Raw genomic sequence first — 22,917 nt, forward strand, 5'->3', positions numbered from 1 at the left:
TTTATTAATCAACTTTATTTATTTTCTTTTTGGGCAACTCTTTCTTTAGCTAATTCTACTGCTGCAAGAACATTAACGACCTTACCTGTAGCGCAAAGATTGTCAAACATTACTAATTCGTCCTTACCTGGTACTTTTTGATAAGTATCTCCAAAGTAATCTCCAGAGTCAAGAATAATCTGGCGAACCTCTTGCATAGTTAAAGAAGGGAAATATCCTTTCAACAAAGCAGCAGTACCGGCAACCATTGGTGAAGCCATTGAAGTACCTTGAATAGCTTTGTATTCATTTTCTGGCCAAGTGTTATAAATTTCAAAACCTGGTGCAAAGATATCTACTTCACATTTTCCGTAATTAGAAAATCTTGCTGCAAGTTCCTCATCATGAACACGTGTAGACGCACCAATTGTTAGCAAATGCGTAAAAGGTTGATCTTGGAATTCATACTTCACAGCTGGATAGTTATCATTCAATGCTAAATCTTGAGCAGAATTTCCAGCCGCATGAACAAATAGCACATCATTTTCCTGAGCATACATCATAGCATCATGAACTGCCTTTGGTAAGCTCGAATGCGACTTTCCAAAAGATCCATTAATTACTTTAGCTCCATTATCAACAGCGTAACGAATTGCCAAAGCAATATCTTTATCAAACTCATCTCCATCTGGAACGGCTCTTAAGGACATCAATTTTACATTATTTGCAACACCATCACCACCTAAATCATTTCCACGAACGGCAGCTACAATTCCACCAACATGTGTTCCATGTTCGGAATCTGGACCTTTCACATCATTATTTCCATAATCCGTATCATTCATATTGTAAACATCATCACCAATTAACGACCTATCATCGTAATCTGGGTTGTGGTGATGATCTAGCATACCTTGAATTTGCTCAATTTGTTCTTCTAGCGCTTCTTCAGTTAGCTCGCCAGCAATAATTTGAAGTCCTAATTGTTTCATTTGTTCTTGCTGAGCGCCTTCTGGCTTCCATTTCTTTAATGATTTCTCATCATACTCCTCAACGCCCATCATGTTAGCAATCATTTTAGGCAACATCGGAAGCATTTGGTCTTTTAGCTGCTTTACATTTTCAATGTAACCTTCATACTTCTTTCTATTATCTTCAACAATTTGTTTTGTTTCTAGATATAGTTCGTATTCTTCTTGATTTTCAGCCGTTACCTTAGACGAATCCATATCTTCGTACTTTGGTTTCAGCTGTGCATAAATTCTAGTAACATTCAAACGCGCTGGACCTTGATTCTCTCCATTAGCATTCCCCAAGAAATTCCATCCGTGAATATCATCGATATATCCATTTCCATCATCATCAATTCCATTACCCGGTATTTCTCCCTTGTTGGTCCAAATAACGCCTTGTAAGTCCTCGTGCTCAGTATCAATTCCAGAATCGATAATTGCCACAATAACTGTGTCAGGTGTTATTTTCTTTAACTTTTTGTAGGCTTTATCCGTGGACATTCCCGTTTTCTTGGAATTGTACCAATTCAAAACTTTCTTATCTACCTGAGCTGTTGCAGTTGAAAAATAAGCTCCAATCAGAGCAGGCATTATAAGTTTAAAAAACACTTTTCTCATACTTTATTTTTTACAATTTCTTATTCAACAATTGTTGATATTAATTAACTTTTTACGATATTTAATGATTAAACAACACATATCGCAAACTTTTTAGCTAAAAACATAAACAAATGGTGTTCCAAAAATACATAATATACTTAACACTTATATTGACTCCTTTTAATTTCTTTGCACAAAAGTTTGGTTTTGACCAATTATTAAGTCAAAAAGAAATGATTTCTGTTCCTTTTTCAATTCAAAACACAGAGAAAAACCAAGAAATATTAAAAAAAGATGGTATTACAATAAAACGCATTACCGAAAATTGGATTTTTATAACTACAAGCCCTCAATATATTTCTAAAAGATTCAACAATAAAAAATTTGAGTTTTACTTTGAATATGCACCACCTACCCTATTAGATGATTCTGTAAGAGCTATGTTTGATGTAAACCCTGTTCATTCAGGTCAACATCCATTAATGGATCAATACACAGGTAAAGACGTGATTATAGGTCTTGTAGACAATGGCTTAGACCACACACATCCAGACTTCACAGATGCAAACGGAAGAAACCGCGTAATTAGATATTGGGATCAATCCATTACAAACCCAACAAACGCACCACAACCATATAATTATGGTCAAATTTGGTATGCAGATGAAATTCAAAATGGGACCATCACGAGTAACGAAGAATCCTCTGGTCATGGAACATCAGTAACTGGAATTTGTGCTGGCAATGGACTAGCAAATGGGAGGAACAAAGGCATGGCTCCCGATGCAGATATCATTTTTGTAGAAACCAATTTTGATTTACCGAATTGGACATTAACTGTAGCAGATGCATGTGATTTTATATTTAATGTTGCAGACAGTTTAAATAAACCAGCGGTAATTAATCTAAGTATAGGTAGTTATTTGGGTAGTCATGATGGTAATGACCCCGCAGCAGAGTTAATGGAAATACTTGTTAACGAAAAAGAAGGACGCATTATTGTTGGAGCAGCAGGTAATTCTGGAGACAAACCACCTTATCATGCACAGCAAACACTAAACGCAAGTGACACCAATTTTATATGGTTTGAAAACAACCCTTCAGGATCTCTTGGTGCAAACACCGTTTTCTTTGATCTTTGGTCTGACATTTCAGAAGCAACATTTCATTATTCGTTTGGAGCAAATAAAAAAGGACCTAGTTTCGAGAACAGAGCAGAAACAACATATAGATTTGCTCAAGTAAACGTAGGCACAACGATATATGATACGCTAAGAAATAATTCTGGTGACCGTATTGCAACCCTAGAAATTTACACAGAATATGTTGGCAACAACTATCACATGCAAGGATTTTTTAGTCAGGTTGATTCTACAGATTATCGAATGCGGTTTAGCACAACAGGGGCAGGAAAATATGATTTATGGTCGGGAGAATGGGCAGGGCTCAATAAAATCGTTACAGAAATTCCATCCGTTGGGGTTTATCCACCAATTGCTCATTATGTAATGCCAGATAGTGCACAAAGTATTGTTTCTTCGTGGAATTGCTCCTCCGACATTCTTTCTGTTGCTAATACAAGAGGCAGATTAGGTTATATAGATTTTAATGGGGATCAATATTACCCTGGAACAGATATGACACCACCAGGAAAGATCGCCATTTCCTCTAGTCGAGGTCCCTCAAGAAAAGGAGTGATAAAGCCCGATATAAGCGCTGCGGGTCAAGTTACTCTTGGCAGTGCTCCAATGTATATGATTGGAAATTCCAGTTATAATACATTATTAGATGCTGGTGGCTACCACATGAGAAATGGTGGAACATCGATGGCTTCCCCTGTAATAGCCGGAATTGCAGCCTTGTACTTAGAACGTTGTCCCAAGGGAAATGTAACAGATTTTAAAAATGATTTATTTGGAACAGCAACCAGTGACAATTTTACTGGAATCACTCCAAATAACCGATATGGACATGGAAAAGTAAATGCATTTGATTTATTGGTGCATAAAAACGGAAATTTGAAAATTTTAGGAGATACAGCAATCTGTCAAATTCCAGTAGAATTAAACACCAACATTCCATTATCCAACCCGCTTTGGTCAAATGGTGGAACCACTCCTCAAACTATCGTTGCTCAACCCGATACAATTTCAGTAATAGGAAATGATGAACAAGGATGTAAGGTATACTCCGATACAGTAATTATCGCGCAAGGAAGTCCACTAGAGAATCCCACAATAAATATATTAGGAGAAACACTTATTGCCAGTAACGCACCCAACTATCAATGGTACCGTAATGACACGCCGATTCCAGGCGCAACGCAACAAACGTATGCTCCTACTCAAGGCGGATTTTACAGTGTTGCCATTCAAGGAGGTGATAATTGCAAAAGCTTTTCTAATGCGATAGACTGGACTTTAAACACAATTTCAAATGCTGTATCTGAAATTAAAATCTTCCCCAATCCAAGTCAGCACACATTAAATATATCCGCTCCTGGAAGAAACGTAAAAAATGTATCCATATACACAATAACAGGTCAGGAATTACTTCATAGCAGCATAAACAAAGATGACTTTGAGATTAACATAAGTCATTTCTCCAGCGGTCCATATTTAATAAAAATACAATTTTCAACCGATGCGAAAGTATTACGCTTTTTTAAACAATAGATAAGTCATTTTTGCGATTTTCTTTCTATTTTTGACACTCTTAAAAACAAATAAATTATATGGATTTATCAGGAATAATTTCGATTTCAGGAAAACCTGGCTTATTTAAAGTAGTAGCACAATCAAAAAACAACATAATTGTTGAGTCTTTGATAGACAACAAACGTGTACCTGCATATTCTACAGATAGAATTTCAGCATTGGAAGACATCAGTATTTATACCTATGAAGAAGATGTACCATTAAAAGAAGTGTACACAAACATTGCAAAAAAAGAAGACTGTGGTTTGGCTATTTCTCACAAAGAAAGTGCAAAAAAGCTAACCGCATACCTTGAAGAAGTTCTTCCTGACTATGACGAGGATCGTGTATACACATCCGACATCAAAAAATTGTTTCAATGGTATAACATCCTTCACAAAGCAGGATTAATCACCTTGGAAGAAGAGAAAAAACAAGAAGAAAAGGGAAAGGAAAAAGCAAAGGAGGAAGAATCTCCAAAAGAATAACACAAAATCATTTATTCAATGTAGGGACTTTTGAAAACGCCCTACATTGAATATTTTAGGAATTCCCTTGACTTCAGTCAGATTCAGTAATTGAGGAATTCCCCATCATTCGACATAACAAAACCACCCTCACAGAAAAAAACATCACAATGAAAGTCACACGTCCAGAAAGAACATTTTTACCAGAGAATTTCAAAATCGATGAATGGAAAAGCTTAGAGCAATTTTTTATTGATTTAGAAAACCGTTCAATTGAAAGTAAAAAGGAATTCAAAAAGTGGATCAGTGATTTAAGTGAGTTGGAAGCTGTTGTTTCTGAAGACTTGGCGTGGCGTTATATTAAAATGACCATTGACACCAAGGACAAAGAAAGAGCGGATGCTTATGCGTTTTTTGTGAAAGAAATTCAACCAAATTTAGAGCCTTATTCCTTCCGATTAAATAAAAAACTGTCTGCTTCTCCTTTTAAATCTGAATTTCAAGACGAGGCATATAAAATCTATTTCAGAGGAATTGATACAGCAATTAAATTGTTCCGTGAGGAAAACATTCCTTTAAACATGGAATTGGCTGAGAAAAGTCAGATTCATGGAGCGGTAAGTGGTGCGCAATCTATTGAGCATGAAGGAGAGCAAATCACGATGCAAAAAGCGGCTTCTTTATTAAAAGAAAACGATGAAGCACTGCGTAAATCTACTTTCGAGAAAATGGCAGCGCGTAGAGCTGAAGACACCGAAAAACTCGATGATTTATTTACAGAACTCATTGAATTGCGTCATAAAGTAGCCACCAATGCTGGTTATGACAACTTCCGCGATTACATGTTTGACGAACTCGGTCGTTTCGATTATACCAAAGAAGATTGTTTTGACTTTCACCAGTCTGTAAAAGATGAAATTGTGCCTTTGGTCAAGAAATTCAGTCAAAAAAAGGCAGAATTGATGGGTAAAGAGAAATTAAAACCATGGGACAGTCAAGTTGATCCATTGGGAAGAAAACCTTTGAAACCATTTAAAAACGGCAAGGAATTATTAGAGAAAACAACCCTTATTTTTGATAAAATCGATCCTTACTTTGGTGATTGTTTAAAAACCATGGATGCGATGGGTTACCTAGATTTAGATTCAAAAGACGGGAAATCTCCAGGAGGTTACAACTATCCTTTGTATGAAATTGGTGTTCCGTTTATTTTCATGAATTCTGTTGGTTCACAAAGAGATTTGATCACCATGATTCACGAAGGAGGACATGCCATTCAATCGTTTTTAACAAGAGATTTAGAGTTGACTTCTTTTAAAAGTTTCCCCTCAGAAATTGCTGAATTGGCTTCAATGAGCATGGAAATGTTAACCATGGATTATTGGGATGAATTTTACGACAATCAAGAAGATTTGACCCGCGCAAAGATCGAGCAATTAGAAACCGTTTTGGAAGTACTTCCTTGGGTAGCAACAATTGATGAATTCCAACACTGGATTTATGAAAACCCTACGCATTCAAAAGAGGAACGAAAAGAAAAGTGGATTGCCCTACTGGATGAATACGGAACAGGAATTACGGACTGGACAGGTTACGAAGCTGTTCGTGAATACTCTTGGCAACGTCAATTGCATTTATTCGAAGTGCCTTTTTACTACATCGAATACGGAATGGCGCAATTGGGAGCATTGGCCGTTTGGAAAAACAGCAAAGACGATTTTAAAAAGACCATCTCAGCATATAAAAAAGCAATGGCTTTAGGATACACCAAATCAATTCCTGGCGTTTACGAAACGGCAAACATCACCTTTGACTTCTCAAAAAAGAACATCAAAGAATTGGCTGAATTTGTTGAAGAAGAGCTGAAGGACTTGGAGGATTAACAACGAAGATTAAAATTGAATTGAGAGCGCTTTTTGTTTTATCATTTTAATCGAAGGTAAGTGTTTATAAATGCTTGTTATCGGATAGCGACAAGGAGGTTTTTTTTGTGATTGGGCCTGTAACTGCTCTTACTTTAGAGGGTTAGAAGGGCGAAGTGCTTGAAATTAATGTTATATTTGGTAAAAAGATATAGGCGATATATGCGTAATACGTATAGCCAATTGTTATATATAATTGACATACTAATGAAATTTCACTTAATTATTTTCATATTATTTCTGACTACTTCTTGTTCAGATAACAAAGAGTTTAATGAGTCAAAAGAATACAATCCTATTAGTTTGATTTATAAAGAAGAACCGCTTCTAACACCAGGTCAAAAATTAGAGGATTTAAATTCTAGTCTTAGCTACAGATTAGACCCAATGAGTCGTCAAAATGGAGATTTTAAATATAAAAAAGATTTTCTTTCAACAGATGATTATTTCACAGTAGATTTAGACAATGGTGTAGTTAGTGGAATTGTCTTTTTTCATAGCGACAACTCCAATAATCGTATTACGGGTGTATCTGGTAATTGGACGTTTTCTACTAATAAAGATAGTTTATCACTTCAGTTAGCTATTGATAAATTTACAAATCATTTATTTCCTATACTTAACGGAAAGTTAGAATTAAAAAAGGATTGGAGTTTAGAAATTGAAAGAAATACTTATACAGAAATGTTCAAATTGAATAACCCAGAACATGATTATAGTTCTTGGTCACTATATTATAAAGCAATACCAAAATAGATATATATAACACAGCCTTTGTCGCCAGCCTGTAAAAACCTTCGATTTTTACATTCTTGTAAATCAAATGTTTGTATCTTCGATAAAACATTTAAAAACAGGCTGAACGCAAAGCCTCAACCGTTAGTGGCAATATTAAGACCGACAACAAATGAGAAATACAACATTTATATTAGCAATTTCCGTTGGACTACTTTTCGGTTGTAAATCTTCTGAGAATAAAAAAATAATAGCACAAAATAAGACTTGTTTTTGCGAAAATGATAGCTTGATAAATCATTATACTGTTGAGTGCGACACAATACTATTAAGTAATAAATCGAAACTTTATTGGCAGTTCAACTGTGACAGAATTTGGCTTACTCTTGACAACGTTAATGGCCAGAAAAAAATAATTGACTCGCTCCAAATTGAGTTATATCCATTAACTTATAGACTTGGTTATCATTTAATCAAGGAGTTTGACAATACTATTTTGTTTCGAAGTGGTTGCCCCGCGAATGGTCCTTGTGTTTACAACCTTATTGACAAATTCACAGGAGAAAAGATTAAAGAATTTGACCAACTCATTTGCATTGATACAGAAGACGACAATTATAATTTTGAATTCATTGTTTATTTATCAGATACAACTGACCACATAATTATTTACTATATTAACAATGAAAAACTACTCAAAATACCTTTTGCAGAAAACCTGACTTCTATGGCATACCCACAACAACAATTTGAAGAAATGACGTTAAAATACAATAATTTAGAGTTAACATACTGGACAAACGACAATACAAAAAAAACATTAAACATAAACCTGAAAGATGAAAAATACAGCCACTAACAGGCGTTTGGCTCAATGGCGGGTGACGTGGTTAATTGAACATTCTACCTCGCATCAGCTTTTGTGGTGTATTGACAGTTTTGCGCTCCGAAATCCGCCACTGCGCCAAGCGCCAAAACGTTAGCGGCAATGCGTGCATACAAACTACATTAAATACAGTTATTAACATCTTCAAAAAACTCAAATTATGAGACTTGTTTTTATTCTATTCCTTCTTACTGTAAGTTTATTAGCTTCCTGCACAGCAAAAAAAAAAGAGTTCTTCAATTTCGATTATTTACAAACCAAGTTGATTGATAATCATAATATCGATATTAGCAAAGCATTAGTAACGGCTCACAATTTATCTAATGAACAAATAGATTCAATAGAAACAGCTATTATGATACATAGCGACTATTCCTACGTGAAAAGTTTATTTTATGAAGACATAAACTCTCAAATTACCGGAACAGATATTAAGCTTGAACAGACATTAATTTATATTAGTGAATCATTCAATAAATCAACTTTAAAAAGTTTGTATGACAAAGGAGAACTAAAAGATAAGGACTACGAAGAAACTATAGAATATATTGATTTTATTAGGGATGGTCTTATTGAAAGTCCTTTTTTTAATGCAAGATTGTTTCAGGAAAACCTTGAATATATGCATTCTATAGGAGCTTTAACAGAAAGAGAATATAGTGAATTAATATTGACTAATTTCTTGGCATTTAATATTGATTTTTTGTTTGGATAACATCAATTTGAGAAAGGATTAAACGAATATGAGTCAATTAGAACATCATTTCCAGAACTACCTGATGATATATGCTGGTAATTGAGTAGACGGCTCCGCCAGCTAAGCTGACGGAGTGCGCCTGCAGACGCATCGGTGCAGACTTGCACCATTTAGATTAATTCCTTACTTTCGTAAGGTAAAGATGCCCATGCTGGGCACACACATTGGCTATACGTAATGCGGGCGAAAGTGCTGATATGAAAGTGATTACATTAAATAAACTAACTGCTAAACGGAAAGTGAAGTGCCTTGAAATCCCGCACTACCCATAGCCGAGACCGTTGTGGTGCATTAAAGCAATCCTAATTCATTAGCTGATTTTTCAGGTGGCATTCCATCTAAAGTATCTGTAAAGTAAGTATCTAATTTATCAGCATATTTTTCAGAACGTTTTAATTGCTTTCTAAATAACTTTGCAAGCTCTTTGCCCTCATCTGTAGTTATATGCTTTTTTAGTTTATCAAAATCTTTAAGTATAGTTGTCATAATAAAATAACGCACCACAACAATTAAGCATCAATGAGGTCTAGTAAGGCTGGAGTTCATTGTATTTGGTGTTGAACGCTACCTTTGGCGGTGGGTTCGAAGTCATAAAAAACCATAGAGATTCAATATCAAAAGGTGTGATTGTATTTCTAAAAACTTGCCTTTCTGTATTTATTAAAACCAAGAAATAGTACTTCTTCAAATGAAGCCTATTTGTCTGATATCAGTTATATTTGAGTGAAAGTAGGGTTTGTATGCAGACTCCTGTTACCTGCAATCATAGAAAACCGCGTATGTAACTAATATTACACGGTATATGAAAAAAACCCCATACTTTTGAGGTAAAACATTTTCAATAAATGAAAAAAATAATTCTTCTCTTAACTTCTAGTATTTTATTGTTCTCTAGTTGTAAGAGAAAGTCGGAGAACACAAGTAACGTATTAGGTGCTGAAGAAATACCAGAAATTCAGAGTATTAATACACTGCAAAAAAGCGAAGGTTTAAATCTGCTTAAAAACAATTGTTTTTCTTGTCATAATCCGAACTCTGAATCGCACGACAACATGCTTGCTCCGCCACTTGCAGGAATAAAACACAAGTACAAGCAACTGTACACGACTGAAGAGTTATTTATAGCCCAAATGTCTGATTTTGTAAACAATCCTACAAAAGAAAATTCAATAATGAAAGGACCTGTTAAAAGGTTTGGTTTAATGCCAAAAACACCTCTCAAAAAATCTGAAATTCAGGAAATTGTTAAATTTATTTACAAAACAGAACTTCCAAAACCAAAATGGTTTAAGGAACACTTTGAAGAAAAACATAATATAGAATGGGAAAAAAGATAATCTTTTTAGTGCTGTTTTTAGGTCATACTGTTGTGTACGCCCAAAAATTAGAAAACAACCTCAAAAAACATATAAAAATATTAGCTTCAGACTCTTTACAAGGAAGATTAACAGGTACTATTGGAGAAGAGATGGCGAGTGAATATATTCAAAACCAATTTAAAGAGCTGAACCTTTCTCCACTGCCTAATTTTAACTTTATTCATAACTTTTCTTTTACTTATAACTTAAATCCACATTCCAATCCTACAAATACAGATACTATTACCGGAAAAAACGTGGTTGCTTTTTTGGATAATGGTGCGACAAATACCTTTGTAATTGGCGGTCATTATGACCACTTAGGTCATAATGAATATAAGCTTTCTAGAGATACAAATTCCACAGGATTAATTCACAATGGAGCTGATGACAATGCTTCTGGGGTTTCAATGGTACTGGAACTCGCAAGAAATTATAGTCAAAATAATACAATAGAACCTGTTAATTTCATTTTTGCGTGTTTCTCAGGCGAAGAACTTGGATTGATGGGATCAAAAGAAATTTCTAAAATTATTAAACAAAAATATCCAAATACTAGTTTAATGGTCAATTTTGATATGGTTGGTAGAATGGATTCGAGTAATAATTTAAGCATTGGAGGTGTAGGAACTTCACCAAGTTTTGCTTCCGTTTTAAATAAAAACAAGCCTAAGGATATGAATACAAAATTAGATTCTAGTGGTGTTGGTCCGTCTGACCATAGTTCGTTTTATTACCAAGACATTCCTGTTTTATTTTTCTTTACTGGGTTACATAGCGATTATCATAAACCAACAGATGATACTGAAAAATCAATTTAAGTAAAATGGGGATGATTTTTTCCTATACAAAATCAGTAATTGATTCATTGGCTATAAATCCAAATTTAACTTTCACACCTACTAAATTAAAGAAAGAAACAAAAACACCTAGTTTCAAAGTTACTCTAGGAATTTTTCCAGATTATATAGACTATGGGGATGGTTTGCACATTCAGGATGTGATAGAAGGTAAGATTGCTCAAAAAAACGGTTTACAAAAAGGAGATATCATTACTAAAATAGGGAATGTTGAAATAACTGATATTTATACCTACATGGAAGCTTTATCAAAACTAAAAAAGAATAAAAAGTATAAAACAATTTACATAAGAAACGGTATTAGGAAAACCATAACAATAAAATTATAAGAACATGAAATTTATTAAGAACTACATTATTATCAGCTGTATTACATTGGTGTCATTGCCTTTATTTTCTCAAACAGCACCTTTCGAAATTAGTATCGAACCGATTAATATATCCGGCTTAGGTGGTATTCAATCCTATGCATATGGACAAGCAAATGGAAAGTGGCTTATCATTGGAGGAAGACTTGACGGACTTCATAGAAGACAACCATGGGCCTCATTTGACGTTGCCGGACACAACAATCAATTACTTGTTGTTGACCCGGTTTCACTTCAAAAATGGAGTGCACCATTAACATCATTACCTACTTCAATTCAAGAACAATTAAGTTCTACAAATATGGAGTTTTATCAGGAAGGAGACTATTTATATTGTATCGGTGGTTATGGATTTAGCCCAACAGAAAACGATCATACTACATTTGATAAACTAACAGCAATTAAGGTTTCTGATGTTGTGAATGGAATTATCAATAACACTACGATTTCTACTTTTTTTAGACAAATTACAGATACTCAATTTCAAGTTACCGGGGGTAGGTTAAAAAAATAAATAATACATATTTCCTGCTAGGTGGTCAAAAATTCATTGGAAAATACAATCCAATGGGCCCAAATAACGGACCAGGCTTTGTACAAGAATATACCAATGCTATTAGAAAATTTAATCTTCTTGATGATGGGACAAATATTACCATAACTCATTTACCTTCTCACTTGGATCCTACCAATTTACACCGCAGAGATTATAATGCTGAACAACAAATTTTACCAAATGGAAATGAAGGAATTACAATGTTTTCAGGTGTTTTTCAGCAAAATGTAGATTTACCGTTCTTAAATTCTGTAACTGTAGATGCTAATAACTACAATGTGAATAATACTTTTCAACAATACTACAACCATTATCATTGTCCGGTATTGCCAATATATTCAGAACAAGAAAATGAAATGCATTCTGTTTTCTTTGGAGGTATTGCTCAGTTCTATGATAATTCCGGAACTTTAGTTCAAGATGATAATGTACCTTTTGTAAACACTATTGCTAGAGTTACTAGAGATAATTCTGGTAATATGGCTGAGTATAAATTACCTGTAGAAATGCCCTCACTTCTTGGTGCAGGAGCAGAATTTATTCCTAATTTAAACTTTCCTCATTTTAATAATGAAGTTTTTAAATTAGATAGTGTTTCCACAGATAATGTTCTAATTGGTTATATTTATGGAGGAATAAGCAGTTCCCAACCTAATATATTCTTTATTAATGATGGAACACAAAGCAGTGCTACTAATCAGATTTTTAAGGTTTTAATAAAGAAATCTACAAATTTATCTGTTGATGATTTAAATGAATCAAGTATAAATGATTTAAATTTAAAAATATATCCTAATCCAAATGATGGTATATTAAAGGTTGCATTTAATTTAAAGGAAGTTGAAGATGTTAAATTAATTATTCACGATTTAAATGGTAAAATTATTGACAAAACGACATTAACTAATTTATCAATTGGTAGTAATTTATATGAAAAGGAGATTACCAAACTAATTAACGGTAGTGTGTATTTTATTTCTATAGAAACATCGAATACTAAAACAACGCACAAATTAGTAGTGAAAAGATAGAGCCTGCAGTTAATGTTGTGTACAGCAAATAGGACAATTCACGGTTTCCGAAAGTTTATTCCCTTTAACTAGCACCGCTATCCGTAAGCAACAGGATGCATTTTAAAAAAATAAGATAAAAACAAAACACAACGCTTTGGCTCAGTGGGAACTTGAAACTTCATCTGTATCTTTCTGTCCTACTTGCCGTATGCCCAACCGTTGTATACATCGGATGACAAATGACAGAAAGAATTATTTTATCGATAGTAGCCATAAGTATGCTCGTCTTAACACTTAAAAAAGTCGATAGACAAAATGCCTTACTTACAGCAGGTCTGACATTTGGTATTTTGATTACATGGATAGGTATCCCAATAGTTGTAACAATCGGACTGATAACTTATATGCTAACTGCTCTTTTAATTTCGTTAACTAATTTAAGAAAGAGGGGGCTTTCAAAACTTAATCAGATAACAATAGTTTTAGCCGGAATATGGGCTTTCGGATTAAATCTTATGGTGATAGTGCATTTTCCATATGCTTCAGAAGTCCGAATTAGCGTATTTATACCCATCATTTTATATTTAATCAGTCTTACACGTGGTATGGTTAAAAGAAAAGAGTTTGGGTATTTAACAATAATGAGTGTGGAATTCATACTAAGGTTAATTAGATTTTAAAAAAGACTTACTCATAACACAGCCTTTGCCGGTCAGCCAGTGCAACCCTTCGATTTTTACATTATTGAAAATAAAATGCTGGTTTCTTCGATAAAATATTTAAAAACAGGCTGATGTAAAAGCACAACACTACATACCCTCCTTCAAAGAAACTCACATTTACAAATACTCAAAAGCTACTTTTCTCTTGCCTCTAAAATTTCGTAGGCTTTTTGAATTTCTATAAATCTTTTCGCAGCAATTTCTTGATGTTCCTTTCCTTTGGTGGCAAAAACATCAGGATGATGCAATTTCACGAGGCGGCGGTAGGCTTTTTTTATTTCGTCCTTTGAGGCGTTTTCAGAAACCCCCATAATTCTATATGCAAGTTTTACAGTAGCAATTCTTGAACTTGGACTATCTGAAGATTTTGTCCTTTCTTGTTGCTGGGTATAGATCGCGATAATCCTGTCTAAATCCTCTGCCGAAAGTTTTAACAGTTCGTTTATCTCTTTTAATAATGCTATTTCCCGTTGGTTCATAGCACCGTCAACATTTGATAAGCCTGCTAGAAAATACATGATTTGCAAGCGCTGCTCACGTTGGGGTAATTTTCTTCGCAACCACTTGGAAACCGTACGTGGATGAATAGGCCGTTTTAAACTTGCGGTAAACGAACGTCCAAAATCATAATGTGAATGTGGGAAATGCCTAGCGAAATAACTATTCAAATAAAGTATTTTCTCTCTGTAAGATGAACTGTCTTTGCGAACCATGAGTGCTCCAAGGCTTATATACGCCTCCAATAAAGGGTCATGAGGAGGTTCTTGCTTTATTTGCTGTTCATTCATCATTAAATTATGATCCCATGCTCTATCATTTTTAATGTTATCCAACACCTGAATGAAAACAACAACTAGTACTAAAAATAAATAGAAAAAGATGGTCATCATAGGTTTGCCTGAATTAGTCTTGGTTTTTTTGCAGTATTTTTAATTAATCAATGGATTAAATGTGAAAATCACATCGTAAATCCGGCCTAAAATAGTTAAAATTGCTGTAATTACTATTCGTGATTGTCGAATGGTTTTTCATACTCTGTTCTAAATAGGCTGTAAATTAGGCGATATGAAATTTTATAAACTTGCATTTACTATTGAAATGTTATCTTTAGAAGCATGAACAACATTACTTTATACCTAATAATAGGAATTACATTTGGAGTCCTTCTTGGATACAGAAAGTTAAAAGCTTCTAAACAGGAGTTTCATAACTCAATAAAGCCATTAAACAACCCATCAAAAAAACCATTTCCAAGTCTTTGGAGAAGTATACTTCGAGATCGCGTCAAGTTCTATAATCGGCTTACAAGAGATGAAAAAACGGAATTCGAAAGAAAAGTCCACGTTTTCCTTTTGAATGTCAAAATTCAAGGAATGAATACTGAAGTATCGCATGAAGACAAAATACTAATTGCAGCAGGAGCAGTAATCCCTGTTTTTCGTTTTTCGAGATGGAATTATGCTAACCTCAAAGAAGTTCAGCTTTATCCAGATCAATTTCAGATTCCAGATTCTACCAGAATGGCGCATGGATTGGTAGGTTGGGGTTCTAATGAAGGAACAGTAATGTTATCCCGAAAGTCTATAAATGAAGGTTTTCATGATAATACAGATAATAAAAATGTTGTAATTCACGAATTCATTCATGTTCTTGATAAACAAGATGGTAAAATTGATGGAATTCTGGGTAACTCCATGAATGATATCGATTTAATGCCTTGGCTACACATTATCAACATTAAAATGAACGAAATTGATTTTGGAACCTCAACAATTCGAGACTACGGGGCAGCTAACAGGGCTGAGTTCTTAGCGGTTGTCAGTGAGTTCTTTTTTGAGAATCCGGAACGACTAAGAACAGAACATCCTGGATTGTACAATGCATTGGATTCATTTTACAGTGAGAAAAATTAAAGTTGAATAGCGATTCACTGCTTCAATATTTACTATTGGAGGGATAAAAAGCTATGTCGATTATCTCGTTTATTCACCATTAAAAAAACCCAAACTTTCCCTTTTCTCAAAGAATAATCCTATTTTTATTCTTTGAATCTAAAACAGAAAATGAAAGTAGAAGATATCGATAACATTACGCTCAAGTACTTAGACATTGATGATTATCAAGAGCTAAAGGACGTGATGATTGAGGCTTATCCTACAATGGGAACCTATTGGAAGGAAGGGCATATTGAAAAATTATTATCGATTTTTCCGGAAGGACAAGTGGTTGTCAAAATTAACGGAGAATTGGCTGGTTGTGCTTTATCTATTATTGTAGATTACGATAAATACGATGATGCGCACACCTACAGAGACATTACAGACAATGATACTTTCAATTCACACCAGCAAGATGGTGATGTTTTGTATGGGATTGATGTATTTATCAAGCCAGAATTTCGTGGATTAAGATTAGGAAGACGCTTGTACGATTATCGGAAAGAATTATGCGAAAAGTTAAACCTAAAGGGAATTGCTTTCGGCGGAAGAATACCCAACTATCACAAGTATCAAGATAAGTTAACTCCAAAAGAGTATATCGATAAAGTCAAAACGAAAGAAATCAATGATCCTGTATTGAATTTTCAAATTTCAAATGACTTTTATCCTACGCGAGTTTTAAAGAACTATTTAAAAGGCGATGTACATTCGAATGATTATGCCGTTTTATTAGAATGGAGAAACATTTATTATGAGAAAGCATCAAAAAAAGCTGCGTCAAAAAAACGTGTGGTTAGACTTGGATTAGTCCAATGGCAGATGCGTCCGTACAAGGACACGGAGACTTTCTTTGAACAATGTGAGTTCTTCATTAGCTCATTGTCGGGCTACCGTTCAGATTTTGCGTTATTCCCTGAGCTATTTAATGCTCCATTGATGGGAAATGACAATCACTTATCTGAAGCAGATGCTATTCGTTCGCTTGCAGAATACACAGAAAAAATCGTTGAAAAATTTTCTGGATATGCTATTTCGTATAACATCAATATAATTTCAGGAAGTATGCCTGAGATGATCGATGGGGTACTCTATAATGTTGGGTATTTATGTCGCCGAGATGGAACTGTAGAACGCTATGAAAAAATCCATATTACTCCAAACGAGGTGAAATATTGGGGAATGCAAGGAGGAAATAAAATTCAGGTTTTTGATACCGATTCTGGGAAAGTAGGAATACTTATTTGCTACGATTCAGAATTCCCAGAACTCAGTCGATTATTGGCCGATCAAGGAATGGAGATTTTATTCGTACCTTTCTTAACAGATACACAGAACGGATATTCACGGGTAAGACATTGTTCGCAAGCTAGAGCAATTGAAAATGAATGCTATGTAGCCATTGCTGGAAGTGTAGGGAATCTACCCAACGTTCACAACATGGACATTCAATACGCACAATCAATGGTGTTTACGCCTTGTGATTTTGCCTTTCCCACGAATGGTGTAAAAGCAGAAGCCACTCCAAACTCAGAAATGATTTTGATTGCAGATGTTGACTTAGATTTGTTGCGTGAACTAAATGAATTTGGAAGTGTTCGTAATTTGAAAGACCGAAGAACAGACTTATTTGAGTTAAAAAAGAAAGTAGCTAAATAGAATTTTAATAAATAAATCATGATTGAGTTTTTTGAAGACTATCAGTATGAAATAATTTACATTATCGTCACAATTATTTCTGTTGTTGCATTGCGATTTCTCACCAATTTTATTCAAAAAAGGGCCTTAAAAAGAAGTGTCGAAAAACTTCATTATCAAAGTGACGGAACCCTAAAAACCGTAAGGCGAATATTAAACACCTTGTGGTTAGTTTTGGGAATCATTGCTATTGCATTGCTCTTTGTTTCTCCTGAAGTCAACAAAACTTTAATCGACAACTCAAAATTCATAATTTACAGTGCAATTGTAACGATTTCCACCGTTGTTCTTGCTTCCACCACAAACAAATGGTTTAAGTGGAAAGTGAATAAAAAGAACGATGAACATGACGACCCCACAAGTTTAAAGTTTCTTCGATACATTGCTATTGGGGCTATTTACACGTCAGGAGTATTGCTGATTTTATTGGTACTGCCTGGTTTCAAAGGAGTAGCACAAACTGTTCTAGGAGGTGCAGGGGTAATTGCTGTCATTGCAGGGATCGCATCGCAAGAAGCATTGGGAAATATTGTAAGCGGGTTATTCATCGTATCTTTTAAGCCTTTCAGAATTGGTGACATTATTCAAATAGAAGGTGGAATGACTGGAACAGTTACCGATATAACCTTAAGACATACTGTAATTCAAAATTTTGAAAATCAAATGATAGTCGTTCCGAATTCAGTAATCAATAAAGAAAAACTGATCAACTACAAATCTGTAGATAAACGCATTTGTGAACGTTTAGAAATCGGTATTTCCTATGATAGTGATATCGATTTGGCCAGAAAAATCATGACTGAAGAAGCCGAAAAGCATCCTTTGCTTATCGAGAAGAGAACTTTAAAAGAGATTAAGGACAAGGTTCCTAAAGTTCCTGTTAAAGTCATACGTCTTGATTCATCAGCTGTAATTTTAAGATTGTATGCCTGGACCGCGAATCCAGACGATGGTTGGACCTTGCGTTATGATCTACTTGAAAGCATCAAAAAAAGATTTGATAAGGAAGGAGTTGAAATTCCTTTTCCACAGCAAACAGTTCATTTTAAAAAACCGTTATTTAAAGAAGAGTGAAGATTTTTAAGCTCACAGCCTTAATGTTAGTCGTTTTTTGTCTAAGCTCCTGTAAAGTAGGCCGTTTTTTCGTTTACAATGTAGCTGATATAAAAGACCATAAGATTTTTGCCAATCGAACCGTTGAGACAGGGGATTCAACCTTCTATTTCACGCAAGGTATTGAGAAAAAGCCAGATTCTGTTGTTTTTGATGGAGAGACCTTTGATTTTGATCAGTTCCTGAAAAAGCAAAAGTCTGTGGCTTTTATGATCATTCGAAATGACTCTCTATTGTATGAACGCTATTTCAGAACGTATGACCAAGAAGATATCATCCCCTCCTTTTCAGTGGCGAAATCTGTTACTTCTATTTTAATTGGAATTGCAATTGACGAAGGTTTGATTTTATCAGTAGACGAACCTGTCACCAAGTATATTCCAGAACTAAAGCCCAATGGATTCGACAAGGTAACAATCAAGCATTTACTTCAAATGACTTCAGGTTTAGATTATAATGAAGGTTATTTCAATCCATTTGGAAACGTTGCCACCTTTTACTACGGCACTAAATTGCGTCAAGAAATTCCTAAACTGAAATTAAAATACGAACCAGGAGAAAAATTTGAATACCTTAGTGGAAATACACAAATTTTAGGTTTGGTATTAGAAAGGGCTTTAAAAGACAAGACCATCTCTGAGTACCTCCAAGAAAAGATTTGGATTCCATTAGAAATGGAGTACGATGCCAGTTGGAGCATTGACCGAAAAAAAAATGGTATCGAAAAAACATTTTGTTGTTTGAATGCCAGAGCCAGAGACTTTGCTAAAATTGGTCGACTCTATTTGAACAAAGGAAATTGGAACGGAAAGCAAATTGTTTCTGAAAAATGGGTTGAGGAATCAACGAAAGTTGATCGCTCTGAAGGTAGTCCTCGCTACTATCAATACCAATGGTGGTTGCCCTCTGACCAAGGTGATTATATGGCCCAAGGAATTTTAGGGCAATACATTTATGTTCACCCAGAAAAGAACCTCATCATTGTTAGAATGGGTAAAAAAGAAGGAAAAGCAAGTTGGTGGAAAGTACTAACTGATTTAGGGAAGGCTTATTGAGGCAATATGAATACAATCAACTACGAGATGAAATCTCGCAGTAGCGTATTAAGGGAGTTTTATTACAATAGTATTTCTTTACACAATCGGTGCTTTATCCCGAATTATTCACCAATCTTAAAGTTTATGAATATTAACATCTGTAAGTCAGTATTTTAACTGTATTTCCTGTAAAATTTGAGAAAGCCATTTTTGGGTATTTGTGTATTTGTAAGATTTTGATTTAATTTTGATCTATTCGTCGTTACAAGCCCCGCGAAATATACATATATTACTTTAGGTCTTGTGCCTAGAATAGATTTAAAATTAAATGCATGAATAATCCGGGTTTATAAACGTAAATTTTTTTTTTGAATTAGAAATTTCATTTGCAAGGCGCTTTATTTTTTAAATCCAAGGAGTCCCGACTGTAACGTCGGGATGACTGATTTCATAAAATATAAGCAACGCAGGAAATGGATTTTATAATCAAAAACATCAGGATTTCTTTACGAATTGAGTAAGAATAACAATCTGTTGTCCATCCACACGTCCTTCAATATGGTTAGCATTGTTGTGGTCTAAAGAAATACGTCTAACCGCAGTCCCTCTTTTGGCCACCATACTCGAACCTTTCACAGGAAGGTCTTTAATGAGGACCACAGTATCACCAGCTTCTAGCACTACTCCGTTACTGTCTTTATGTACGATTTTATCTTCCTCTTCCTCATCGGCTCCTTCTTTTGCCCAAGCTAAGGTTTCGTCATCCAAGTACATCATATCGATGAGATCAGCAGGCCAACCTTCACCTCTCAGGCGATCTAGCATTCGCCAAGCCACTACTTTTACAGCTTCGACCTCGCTCCACATACTGTCGTTTAAACACCTCCAGTGATTGGGTTCCACTTTCGTTTCGTCTGTAATTTGCGTATGACAAGTTTCACAGATCAAAATTGAGTTTTCTTCGTTTTCTGAATCTTTTGGTGGAACTGTATAAACTTGTAATTCATTTTTAGCGGCACACAATTCACATTGATTATTACTTCTTGCTTGGAGTTTTTCTTGAATCATCTTAATGGGTGTTTTAAAAAGACAAAGATAATCTAATATTAGATATGAAAAAACACTGATTTTTAGAGTTAATCTAACAACCTCGTGATGGAATTCGACAAACTCATCCACCATTCTGGCAGCAGCATAGCTTATAAACACAGAAGTAATGGGTAATGATTAAGTTTTTAATGTTTAATGGATAATTCGAAATTCGTAATTGAATAATTCGAAATTATTTCAGTTAGTCGTTTTGTAATTTTATTAAGTAATTTACTTCCTATTCAACAATAACTTCACAGCGTAAACCGGCAAGAAACAAAGCGCAGCTGTTGTTCCTAACGCTCCACCAAAGCCGTCAAAATAAGGAGAAGTATGCAGATAGATAAAAGTAAATAGTAATCCCGAAACTCCAATTAAAATGTAAGAAGAAAGAATTTTATTTGAAGCCATTCCGATAAAAGCAGCACCATAAAAAATCACGGGAGCATCCTCGACGAAAGGAGCGGGCAGATAATTTTCAAGTAAAAAAATAGCAAGTGCAAAAATTAAAGAAGGTAATGCCGAACCGACTACAATTCCCATTTTGAAATTATTATTCAATATAAAAGCAATGACAGCACCCAATAAGCCTACGAAATATAAGGAAAACACCATCATCTCAACATAAACAATATTACGGTTGCCAAAACTCCTGAAAAAGCTACGGAACCAAGTTTTCCGCCGTAACCGATAAACAAGCCACGCGTATAAATATAAAACAAGCCAGAAATGGCACTGGCAATGAAGATATAATGCAACTCATCAAACAAAGAGGTACTGGCCATACCTACAAAAGTTCCGCAATAAACAGTCAAAGCAACAGACTTTAGTTGTTGGGAAGAAGAATTGAGATAAGGCAATAATCCTCCGACTAATCCAACAGTTGCAGAAGCCAAAACAGCGCCCCAACCCAAATAATTGTTGAGATAAAAAGTGAGTAAACTTCCTGCAACTAAAGTTGAAAACTCCAATAGATTCCCTGAAGAATTGAATTTTTCTTGGAAAATGCGGGAGTAGCTGAACAACAATAAACCAAGAATTAACAGAAATAAAAACGAAGAACCTCCAAAATGAGTAGCATCAGTTACACATCTTGCAATAAAGAAAACGTGCAATAAAAGAAATAATATATATCCAATGATGGAGGAGTTTTTAAACATAGACTGGCAAAGATAGTGGGATTCTTGTCATCCGGAACCTTGGAAAAATATTTATTTTTTAAAAGGGTAAGACATTAGGGAGTCACTCCTGCGTGAAGGATAGTAACGGCATCCTTTTTTGAAAAAAAAGATATAGTGGATAGCCTGACGCTGCTGTTTTTCAATCATTTATTTTAAAGAAAAACAGCAGGGACACGTCCAAAATACTAAAACACCACCAATAAAAATTAGTCATCGAAATTTTATTTAAATTTGATTGTAAGTTTTAACAAAACACAATCATGAAATACTTTTACATCGCATTTATCGGCTTGGCATTCCTCATTTCTTCTTGTGCTTCTTTTAACAAACAACTCTATTCTGGTGAAATCACAAGAGATCTCAACTCCAACTACAGCAATGATTCCATCCATTTCTACGTAGACTTGGCCGGAGACCATGTTCGAAACAAAAAGAAAAAAGACCTTAAACGCCAGCTAAAAACTTACAACATCAAACCCTTTAAAAACAATGTCATTGAGTATTTTGAAACCATCATCGATCCTTATTATGATGTATTCTTGTTTCAGTTTGCCAATGAAAAGGCGTATAACAAGTTCCTTGAATACAAGAATTTTGAGCATGTTGATTTCGATGAAAAAACGAAGAAAACCATAATAAAGGATTCCTCTCAATTTGTTTATGGAATCCAAGCATCTCAGACTGATGGTAGTTCTATTTTGCTTTTAAGCTATGTCCGAGCAAAAAATGTGGACGATTATCAGTTGATGTTGAAAGAGTATGAAGGAGTGGTTGGGAGTTTTAAGGTTGAAGAAGGAGAGTGAGAAAAAATTCCTTCGGAAAACAAGTAAAAATCAACGTGCGAAGACCTTCTTGTTTCAAATATGATAATCCACAGAAAAAAGATCCTTCGGAAAACAAAAAAACAAGGTTTTTATGTTTTCACCCCAC

At 34.7% G+C, this 22,917-nt stretch carries 23 protein-coding genes; 17 read left to right on the forward strand and 6 right to left on the reverse strand.

Translation table 11 applies throughout. The features are described 5' to 3' along the window. Positions 1-14 precede the first annotated feature (14 nt). The gene (locus tag CW751_RS00250; RefSeq protein WP_101332952.1) at positions 15-1,610 is read right to left on the reverse strand and encodes a S8 family peptidase; all 1,596 of its coding nucleotides are present in this window, start codon (positions 1,608-1,610) and stop codon (positions 15-17) included. A gap of 113 nt (positions 1,611-1,723) precedes the next feature. On the opposite strand from CW751_RS00250, the gene CW751_RS00255 reads away from it, so the two are divergent. The 6 genes from CW751_RS00255 to CW751_RS00280 all read left to right on the forward strand — a co-directional run bounded on the left by CW751_RS00255 (position 1,724) and on the right by CW751_RS00280 (position 9,013). Then, entirely contained in the window at positions 1,724-4,267 is a 2,544-nt protein-coding gene (locus CW751_RS00255) for a S8 family serine peptidase (protein ID WP_101332953.1), read from the forward strand. Between the two features lie 59 nt (positions 4,268-4,326). Then, on the forward strand, positions 4,327-4,776 hold the full coding sequence (locus CW751_RS00260; protein ID WP_101332954.1) for a DUF5606 family protein: 450 nt from the start codon (positions 4,327-4,329) through the stop codon (positions 4,774-4,776). 149 nt (positions 4,777-4,925) lie between these two features. Further along, entirely contained in the window at positions 4,926-6,638 is a 1,713-nt protein-coding gene (locus tag CW751_RS00265; protein ID WP_101332955.1) for a M3 family oligoendopeptidase, read from the forward strand. A gap of 246 nt (positions 6,639-6,884) precedes the next feature. Next, positions 6,885-7,433 (forward strand): hypothetical protein, encoded by a 549-nt coding sequence (locus CW751_RS00270; RefSeq protein ID WP_101332956.1) that lies wholly within the window; start codon positions 6,885-6,887, stop codon positions 7,431-7,433. Between the two features lie 151 nt (positions 7,434-7,584). Continuing rightward, positions 7,585-8,271 (forward strand): hypothetical protein, encoded by a 687-nt coding sequence (locus tag CW751_RS00275; RefSeq protein ID WP_101332957.1) that lies wholly within the window; start codon positions 7,585-7,587, stop codon positions 8,269-8,271. A 187-nt stretch (positions 8,272-8,458) separates the two neighbouring features. Next, positions 8,459-9,013, forward strand: a complete 555-nt coding sequence (locus CW751_RS00280) for a hypothetical protein (protein ID WP_101332958.1) — start codon at positions 8,459-8,461, stop codon at positions 9,011-9,013. A gap of 333 nt (positions 9,014-9,346) precedes the next feature. Here CW751_RS00280 and CW751_RS00285 read toward each other — a convergent pair whose 3' ends face one another. Then, positions 9,347-9,541: a hypothetical protein gene (locus CW751_RS00285; RefSeq protein ID WP_101332959.1), complete on the reverse strand. Its 195-nt coding sequence runs from the start codon at positions 9,539-9,541 to the stop codon at positions 9,347-9,349. Positions 9,542-9,900: 359 nt separating this feature from the next. Here CW751_RS00285 and CW751_RS00290 point away from each other — a divergent pair, with 359 nt between their 5' ends. From CW751_RS00290 to CW751_RS00315, 6 genes are all read left to right on the forward strand, one after another. Beyond that, positions 9,901-10,392, forward strand: a complete 492-nt coding sequence (locus CW751_RS00290; protein ID WP_101332960.1) for a c-type cytochrome — start codon at positions 9,901-9,903, stop codon at positions 10,390-10,392. Next, positions 10,377-11,234 (forward strand): M28 family peptidase, encoded by an 858-nt coding sequence (locus CW751_RS00295; RefSeq protein ID WP_101332961.1) that lies wholly within the window; start codon positions 10,377-10,379, stop codon positions 11,232-11,234. Before CW751_RS00290 ends, CW751_RS00295 begins: the two co-directional genes overlap by 16 nt. 5 nt (positions 11,235-11,239) lie before the next feature. Then, positions 11,240-11,602, forward strand: coding sequence for a PDZ domain-containing protein (locus tag CW751_RS00300; RefSeq protein WP_101332962.1), 363 nt, complete (start codon positions 11,240-11,242; stop codon positions 11,600-11,602). Positions 11,603-11,606: 4 nt separating this feature from the next. Then, entirely contained in the window at positions 11,607-12,155 is a 549-nt protein-coding gene (locus CW751_RS00305; RefSeq protein ID WP_133122078.1) for a hypothetical protein, read from the forward strand. 53 nt (positions 12,156-12,208) lie between these two features. Next, on the forward strand, positions 12,209-13,228 hold the full coding sequence (locus CW751_RS00310; protein ID WP_101332964.1) for a T9SS type A sorting domain-containing protein: 1,020 nt from the start codon (positions 12,209-12,211) through the stop codon (positions 13,226-13,228). A gap of 221 nt (positions 13,229-13,449) precedes the next feature. Then, positions 13,450-13,890, forward strand: a complete 441-nt coding sequence (locus CW751_RS00315; protein ID WP_101332965.1) for a hypothetical protein — start codon at positions 13,450-13,452, stop codon at positions 13,888-13,890. A 176-nt stretch (positions 13,891-14,066) separates the two neighbouring features. Here CW751_RS00315 and CW751_RS00320 read toward each other — a convergent pair whose 3' ends face one another. Then, positions 14,067-14,822 (reverse strand): DnaJ domain-containing protein, encoded by a 756-nt coding sequence (locus CW751_RS00320; protein WP_101332966.1) that lies wholly within the window; start codon positions 14,820-14,822, stop codon positions 14,067-14,069. Between the two features lie 225 nt (positions 14,823-15,047). Here CW751_RS00320 and CW751_RS00325 point away from each other — a divergent pair, with 225 nt between their 5' ends. The 4 genes from CW751_RS00325 (at position 15,048) to CW751_RS00340 (ending at position 19,735) form a co-directional block, all read left to right on the forward strand. Then, complete coding sequence (locus CW751_RS00325; protein ID WP_101332967.1) at positions 15,048-15,845, forward strand: M90 family metallopeptidase; 798 nt, start codon at positions 15,048-15,050, stop codon at positions 15,843-15,845. 150 nt (positions 15,846-15,995) lie between these two features. Further along, positions 15,996-17,528, forward strand: a complete 1,533-nt coding sequence (locus tag CW751_RS00330; protein WP_101332968.1) for a carbon-nitrogen hydrolase family protein — start codon at positions 15,996-15,998, stop codon at positions 17,526-17,528. Positions 17,529-17,546: 18 nt separating this feature from the next. Next, positions 17,547-18,641: a mechanosensitive ion channel family protein gene (locus tag CW751_RS00335; RefSeq protein WP_101332969.1), complete on the forward strand. Its 1,095-nt coding sequence runs from the start codon at positions 17,547-17,549 to the stop codon at positions 18,639-18,641. Between the two features lie 23 nt (positions 18,642-18,664). Further along, positions 18,665-19,735 carry a serine hydrolase domain-containing protein gene (locus CW751_RS00340; RefSeq protein ID WP_101332970.1) on the forward strand — a complete coding sequence of 357 codons (1,071 nt, stop codon included), beginning with the start codon at positions 18,665-18,667 and terminating at the stop codon, positions 19,733-19,735. Between the two features lie 477 nt (positions 19,736-20,212). On the opposite strand, the gene CW751_RS00345 is transcribed toward CW751_RS00340, so the two are convergent. From CW751_RS00345 to CW751_RS00355, 3 genes are all read right to left on the reverse strand, one after another. Beyond that, positions 20,213-20,785, reverse strand: a complete 573-nt coding sequence (locus tag CW751_RS00345) for a PhnA domain-containing protein (RefSeq protein WP_101333508.1) — start codon at positions 20,783-20,785, stop codon at positions 20,213-20,215. Between the two features lie 252 nt (positions 20,786-21,037). Next, a complete protein-coding gene (locus CW751_RS00350; protein WP_133122079.1) occupies positions 21,038-21,349 on the reverse strand; it encodes a hypothetical protein in 312 nt (103 codons plus the stop codon). 71 nt (positions 21,350-21,420) lie between these two features. Next, complete coding sequence (locus tag CW751_RS00355; protein ID WP_101332972.1) at positions 21,421-21,966, reverse strand: hypothetical protein; 546 nt, start codon at positions 21,964-21,966, stop codon at positions 21,421-21,423. A gap of 281 nt (positions 21,967-22,247) precedes the next feature. Here CW751_RS00355 and CW751_RS00360 point away from each other — a divergent pair, with 281 nt between their 5' ends. Then, positions 22,248-22,790, forward strand: a complete 543-nt coding sequence (locus CW751_RS00360; protein WP_101332973.1) for a hypothetical protein — start codon at positions 22,248-22,250, stop codon at positions 22,788-22,790. Positions 22,791-22,917 lie beyond the last annotated feature (127 nt).

Origin of the sequence: Brumimicrobium salinarum (assembly GCF_002844555.1) — a bacterium.
In the GTDB taxonomy this organism is placed as follows: domain Bacteria; phylum Bacteroidota; class Bacteroidia; order Flavobacteriales_D; family Crocinitomicaceae; genus Brumimicrobium; species Brumimicrobium salinarum.

Coding starts and splice junctions, on each gene's coding strand:
- CW751_RS00250 (WP_101332952.1), bottom strand. CDS start 1,610: ATGAGAAAAGTGTTTTTTAAACTTATAATGCCTGCTCTGATTGGAGCT.
- CW751_RS00255 (WP_101332953.1), top strand. CDS start 1,724: ATGGTGTTCCAAAAATACATAATATACTTAACACTTATATTGACTCCT.
- CW751_RS00260 (WP_101332954.1), top strand. CDS start 4,327: ATGGATTTATCAGGAATAATTTCGATTTCAGGAAAACCTGGCTTATTT.
- CW751_RS00265 (WP_101332955.1), top strand. CDS start 4,926: ATGAAAGTCACACGTCCAGAAAGAACATTTTTACCAGAGAATTTCAAA.
- CW751_RS00270 (WP_101332956.1), top strand. CDS start 6,885: ATGAAATTTCACTTAATTATTTTCATATTATTTCTGACTACTTCTTGT.
- CW751_RS00275 (WP_101332957.1), top strand. CDS start 7,585: ATGAGAAATACAACATTTATATTAGCAATTTCCGTTGGACTACTTTTC.
- CW751_RS00280 (WP_101332958.1), top strand. CDS start 8,459: ATGAGACTTGTTTTTATTCTATTCCTTCTTACTGTAAGTTTATTAGCT.
- CW751_RS00285 (WP_101332959.1), bottom strand. CDS start 9,541: ATGACAACTATACTTAAAGATTTTGATAAACTAAAAAAGCATATAACT.
- CW751_RS00290 (WP_101332960.1), top strand. CDS start 9,901: ATGAAAAAAATAATTCTTCTCTTAACTTCTAGTATTTTATTGTTCTCT.
- CW751_RS00295 (WP_101332961.1), top strand. CDS start 10,377: ATGGGAAAAAAGATAATCTTTTTAGTGCTGTTTTTAGGTCATACTGTT.
- CW751_RS00300 (WP_101332962.1), top strand. CDS start 11,240: ATGGGGATGATTTTTTCCTATACAAAATCAGTAATTGATTCATTGGCT.
- CW751_RS00305 (WP_133122078.1), top strand. CDS start 11,607: ATGAAATTTATTAAGAACTACATTATTATCAGCTGTATTACATTGGTG.
- CW751_RS00310 (WP_101332964.1), top strand. CDS start 12,209: ATGGGCCCAAATAACGGACCAGGCTTTGTACAAGAATATACCAATGCT.
- CW751_RS00315 (WP_101332965.1), top strand. CDS start 13,450: ATGACAGAAAGAATTATTTTATCGATAGTAGCCATAAGTATGCTCGTC.
- CW751_RS00320 (WP_101332966.1), bottom strand. CDS start 14,822: ATGATGACCATCTTTTTCTATTTATTTTTAGTACTAGTTGTTGTTTTC.
- CW751_RS00325 (WP_101332967.1), top strand. CDS start 15,048: ATGAACAACATTACTTTATACCTAATAATAGGAATTACATTTGGAGTC.
- CW751_RS00330 (WP_101332968.1), top strand. CDS start 15,996: ATGAAAGTAGAAGATATCGATAACATTACGCTCAAGTACTTAGACATT.
- CW751_RS00335 (WP_101332969.1), top strand. CDS start 17,547: ATGATTGAGTTTTTTGAAGACTATCAGTATGAAATAATTTACATTATC.
- CW751_RS00340 (WP_101332970.1), top strand. CDS start 18,665: ATGTTAGTCGTTTTTTGTCTAAGCTCCTGTAAAGTAGGCCGTTTTTTC.
- CW751_RS00345 (WP_101333508.1), bottom strand. CDS start 20,785: ATGATTCAAGAAAAACTCCAAGCAAGAAGTAATAATCAATGTGAATTG.
- CW751_RS00350 (WP_133122079.1), bottom strand. CDS start 21,349: ATGGGAATTGTAGTCGGTTCGGCATTACCTTCTTTAATTTTTGCACTT.
- CW751_RS00355 (WP_101332972.1), bottom strand. CDS start 21,966: ATGTTTAAAAACTCCTCCATCATTGGATATATATTATTTCTTTTATTG.
- CW751_RS00360 (WP_101332973.1), top strand. CDS start 22,248: ATGAAATACTTTTACATCGCATTTATCGGCTTGGCATTCCTCATTTCT.